The organism is Mesorhizobium sp. M7A.F.Ca.ET.027.03.2.1 (genome assembly GCF_003999175.1).
In the GTDB taxonomy this organism is placed as follows: Bacteria; Pseudomonadota; Alphaproteobacteria; order Rhizobiales; family Rhizobiaceae; genus Mesorhizobium.
The window spans coordinates 1-4091 of record NZ_RZOM01000538.1; the positions used below are offsets into that span (position 1 = coordinate 1).

The following is a 4091-nucleotide window of genomic DNA, read 5'->3' on the forward strand; positions in this document are numbered from 1 at the left end:
GTCCTCGGTGAAGCTGTTGGCACCAGGCACCGGCGCCGCAGAATTTGTGGTGTCCGCATCGGAGGCGGCTGGCGCGGAACTGTCGGGGGCAGGAGCGGCAGCCGCGACCTTGCCGATCATCTCCTGATGCATCTTAAGTGTCGGCAACGTCTCGCTTGCAAACGACTTGAGAGCGGAATTGTCGCCATCCTTGGCGTAACTTTCAAACATGCTCACAGCGTCGGCATGCGCCGTCCTCTGCATGTCGGCATAGGGTGCATCGACTGGCGCCGCAGCTGACTGCAACTTGTCGACGTCGCTCTTGTGGGCAGCGTCGAGGTCGGCGGGCACCTGCAATTTCTGTTCGCCGGCAATACTCTCGAGCTTGGCGTTCGCAGTGCCATGGTCGGAGATCATCCTCTGGGCGAAATCCTTAAGGGTCGGATCTTGGAGCTTGTCTTGAGCGACCTTGCTGGACTGCACTTCGAACATCCCGCCGATCGCGGCCTTCGTGACGAAGTCCTGTGCCGTCTCTGCTGACAAGGCAGGCAGTACAGCGGTCATTACGGTCGCGATCGAGAGCGATGCCATGCGTAGTTTGGTTCTCATGCTGAGGTTCCTTGGTTGAGGAGGACGATGAACCCCAATCTCCTGGCGCTACCTTTGTTCCGGACGTTGACAAATGTCGGACATTTCGGGGCGCCGTTCCCGTCGTCGTGAAGCTGGCGGAGCGTCACCGATCCCATTGTCCGGGACCTCAGACCGATCGAAGAGTTGCCATTGCGCGCAGAGGGAGCCTGATGGCGAAAAATCCAACGGTGAAAAGTTCGGTGTGCGATCCGGCAAGAGCCTGAAGCAGACGCGCCCGGTCAGAAAAGCACCACAAAGGCGGAAAGACGTCGGTCGCGCCCCAGACTCCGCCTAACCGGCATCCGGCGGGTAGGCAGGTCGACATGCGTGACCTCCGCCAAGTGATCGCGCGAACGGCCAAAGCACCCGCCGCTGCTCGTTTCTGAGGGTTAAACTTATGAAAGCCCGCCGCCCCATTTGCGAAGCGGCGGGCTTCATCCGCCCCAACCTCAATGCAACTTTGATGCCAAACCTTTTTGGCTCTCTATAGGACAATGGGCCTGTCCGACAGCGATCAAAACAGACATCCAAAATGCCAGCAGCAGGGCGCATATGGATGAGACGAGGGCAGCGGTGGCAAAAAGCACGCCCTGCGAATCTGGCGGTGGATCGGACACCAACTTGTCGGGGGCGGATGATTGTCATTCATGATAAGCAATTTTGCGATGCCAAGTTTGGTCCCGCTAATCCTTCAGGTTGTCGGCGGAAATGGCCGCCCTACCGAAGGCCAAAGAAACTCAAAATCGCCAAGACGACGACCACCGCACCGACGAGCCAAATGATATTGTTCATGATCTCTCTCCTGTTGCTTTCGAAAGTTCGCGCCTGGCAGCGCCGATCGTTCGGGACGCCTCTGCTTCGAGTTCTACAAGCTTGTCCCTGATCTCCTCCGGCTCGGCGTGCTCCAATCCGACAACGTCATTTCTGGTTTCATTCAGTGAAACGATGATCTCATCGAGTTTGGCGTGAATGGCGGCGGTGTCGCGATAGCCTTGTAGAAGGACAACACCAGTGATCACGATGGCGGCAACCGACAGGGCGTAGGTAACCGCACTTGTGAGACCAAAGGGCACCAGGGCGGTGCAAAAAACCATTGCTATGAGAATGACATAGAAGCCCGGCGGCCGAGATAGGAAGTCGGAGGCCGCGAAAAGGAACCGATTCATATCCGGGCCAAAGTCATCAAGGCGACCAGTGCGGTAATGGCCACACAGATAGGCACTGCTGCCAGTAAGCCTGCCTCTAAGATCCGACTCTCTTTGTCGCGCAACATCAGGTCACCTACTCCAAGTTAAAGATATAGGGTTCGCGAGCAGCTGGGCGGCTCGCGAACCCTGCTATCGGCGTCGGAAGGGACGTTGCTGCGCCGATCCACCACATGTCAGCCAAGCACGAGTGCCATCACGAGAAGCGTGCTTGGCCAGCACTTTTATCCATCTGGGTTTCTCCCAAATTCGAGAGACAACAGCCGCGGGGGGCAGGCGTTCCAGTCGCTGTCTCTGACAGGACCAATGCGTGTTCTAGGACCAGACTTAGGCCCCAAAGGGACTAGACCTAAGTGCCTCAGGCGGAACGTTTAGGGCGGCTCCATGTTCAAGTTGCCGGGCGGCGCGGGACGATGATCGTGTTGCGCCCGTCCCCACGGGAGTGCAGATATGAACATGCTTCTAAAGAACACCGCAGCAGCGATGTTGCTCTTGGCTGGGATCGGCTCAGCCGCCGCGGACGACATCATTATCCAGCCGGAACAAGACACCGTCATCCGCGAATATGTGAAGCAGCAGCCCCTGGCGTCGGTCAAGCTCCCCGGCGTGGAACTGAATGTCGGGACAGCTCTGCCAGACACGGTTGAGATCCATGAGGTCCCCAACGTCAAATACCGCTATGTGGTGGTCGACAACCGCACGGTGCTGGTGGACCCGGGCACCCGAAAAATCATCAAGGTTTACGACTGAACGAACCAATCCAACCCCGCCGCCATCGCTGGCGGCGGGGCTGAAGCTATAAATCTCCACGTCCGGACGAAGATGATGAGCCTTAAAGTCGCGACATCGCAAGCGTTCTTGGCACGCCTCTCCGGCACGAATGCGGAAAGCACGTTAGAGCGAAGGCCGAGAGGAAACCCCTCCAAAGGTCTCGGGCTTTATGGATGATGGTCGCGGCCAGCCAGAGTTTTCCGCTCAGCAAGCCAGTCCAGGAGTTCAAGGACCTTCAGGGCACGATCTGTGCACGAGTAATACGCTTTTTGACGCTCCTGCTTCCGCGTGACCAGCCCAAATTCTCGCATTATGCTAAGGTGTTGGGAGAGTGCGGAGTTGCTAAGCCCTAATCGCGACGCCAGATCAGAAACGGATATTTCTGCGTCGGCAAGAATGATTAGAGCGAGAAGGCGCTTTTCATTAGCCATGGCAGCGAGCAGCTCCGCGGACGGCGCATAAATGCTGTGGTTTTCGGGATCCATGATGTCTCCCTCACTCACGCGTCGAGCGGGCCTTGCGCAGGCCGAAATGTAAAGAACTCTGAACTCGCCTCCCATTTACCGCAGCGGCGGGCCAAGGATGACGTGCCGGGATCGTCGGGCGCTCCGGCGCGTTAGAACTATTAGCGTAGCGTAATGTTCCATCAGAAGGGCGTCGCTGTCTGACGGCCGGCGTCGGCGGCTAAGCGCCTTAGCTCCTGGATCGACCCTTCTTCGAAGCCTGGGAACCTTTGGCTTCGGCAGCAAGGCGTTGTTCTCGAAGTCGCGCAGTTTTTAAAAAACGCGCCTCTCTCTCGGCCGCGTTAGCAACTTTTGCCTCGCGGTCTGCGCGATCCAATCGGTCTTTGTCGATGCTTCGCTGGGACACTTTGGCCTCCTACCAGAAGACCGTTGAATTTACTTTTCGCTAAATTGTTCCCGTCAATTCGGCGACTGCCTTCCTGACGCTTGCGGCACCAACAAAGCAAAACACCGCCACCGGCGTAGCGGGCTCTTGAAGAGGCAGGCAATTGGAGGGTACTGACAAACTAGGTACCGCCACAGTGCTTCCGGCATCAAAGGTGCCGGATGCAACGCCGCATGCCGACAGCATCGATGGGCCTCGGAGATGAACGGCAAGGACGCCTGTGCAGTTCGCCAAGCACCTTCGGGTCCGGAGAGCCTGCACTGCAGCCTAGCAAGCTCTTCGAAACAGGCCGCGAGATCGTCATCAGCATTCGCCGGCTCTGAACATTGGTGATGTTGTGGAACCCACGGTGATGTTGTGGAACCCAGCGCAAGCCTCACATCGCTGCTTCCTGCTCCATCTCTTTCATGTCCTGAAAGCGGTCCGCAATCCGTGGGTGAACGCGGCCGCCGTCCGCAGCACCGATGGCAACGACAATCTCGTCGGCAGCCGGGCCGTCGGCGATCTGGAAGTTGGCGGTGATGAAATGCGAGCGGCGACCGTTCTCGCTCTTGTGCATCATCGGCAGCGATAGCAGCGCGCCCGGCGCGTTGCGGG

General features: G+C 58.1%; 5 protein-coding genes. 1 reads left to right on the forward strand and 4 read right to left on the reverse strand.

Annotated elements, in window-relative coordinates; all coding sequences use genetic code 11:
- The coding region (locus tag EN750_RS21630) for a DUF4142 domain-containing protein (protein ID WP_145967820.1) at positions 1 to 588 on the reverse strand (588 nt) is incomplete at its 3' end.
- 809 nt (positions 589 to 1397) lie between these two features.
- Positions 1398 to 1775, reverse strand: a complete 378-nt coding sequence (locus EN750_RS21635) for a low affinity iron permease family protein (RefSeq protein WP_127397593.1) — start codon at positions 1773 to 1775, stop codon at positions 1398 to 1400.
- Positions 1776 to 2264: 489 nt separating this feature from the next.
- Between EN750_RS21635 and EN750_RS21645 the strand changes: the two genes are divergently transcribed.
- The gene (locus tag EN750_RS21645) at positions 2265 to 2564 is read left to right on the forward strand and encodes a DUF1236 domain-containing protein (protein ID WP_127266845.1); all 300 of its coding nucleotides are present in this window, start codon (positions 2265 to 2267) and stop codon (positions 2562 to 2564) included.
- A 188-nt stretch (positions 2565 to 2752) separates the two neighbouring features.
- On the opposite strand, the gene EN750_RS21650 is transcribed toward EN750_RS21645, so the two are convergent.
- Together EN750_RS21650 and EN750_RS21655 are read right to left on the reverse strand one after the other, a co-directional pair.
- The gene (locus EN750_RS21650) at positions 2753 to 3070 is read right to left on the reverse strand and encodes a metalloregulator ArsR/SmtB family transcription factor (protein ID WP_145967821.1); all 318 of its coding nucleotides are present in this window, start codon (positions 3068 to 3070) and stop codon (positions 2753 to 2755) included.
- A gap of 800 nt (positions 3071 to 3870) precedes the next feature.
- Positions 3871 to 4091 (reverse strand): amino acid synthesis family protein (locus EN750_RS21655; RefSeq protein WP_145967822.1); only part of this gene is annotated, 221 nt, incomplete at its 5' end.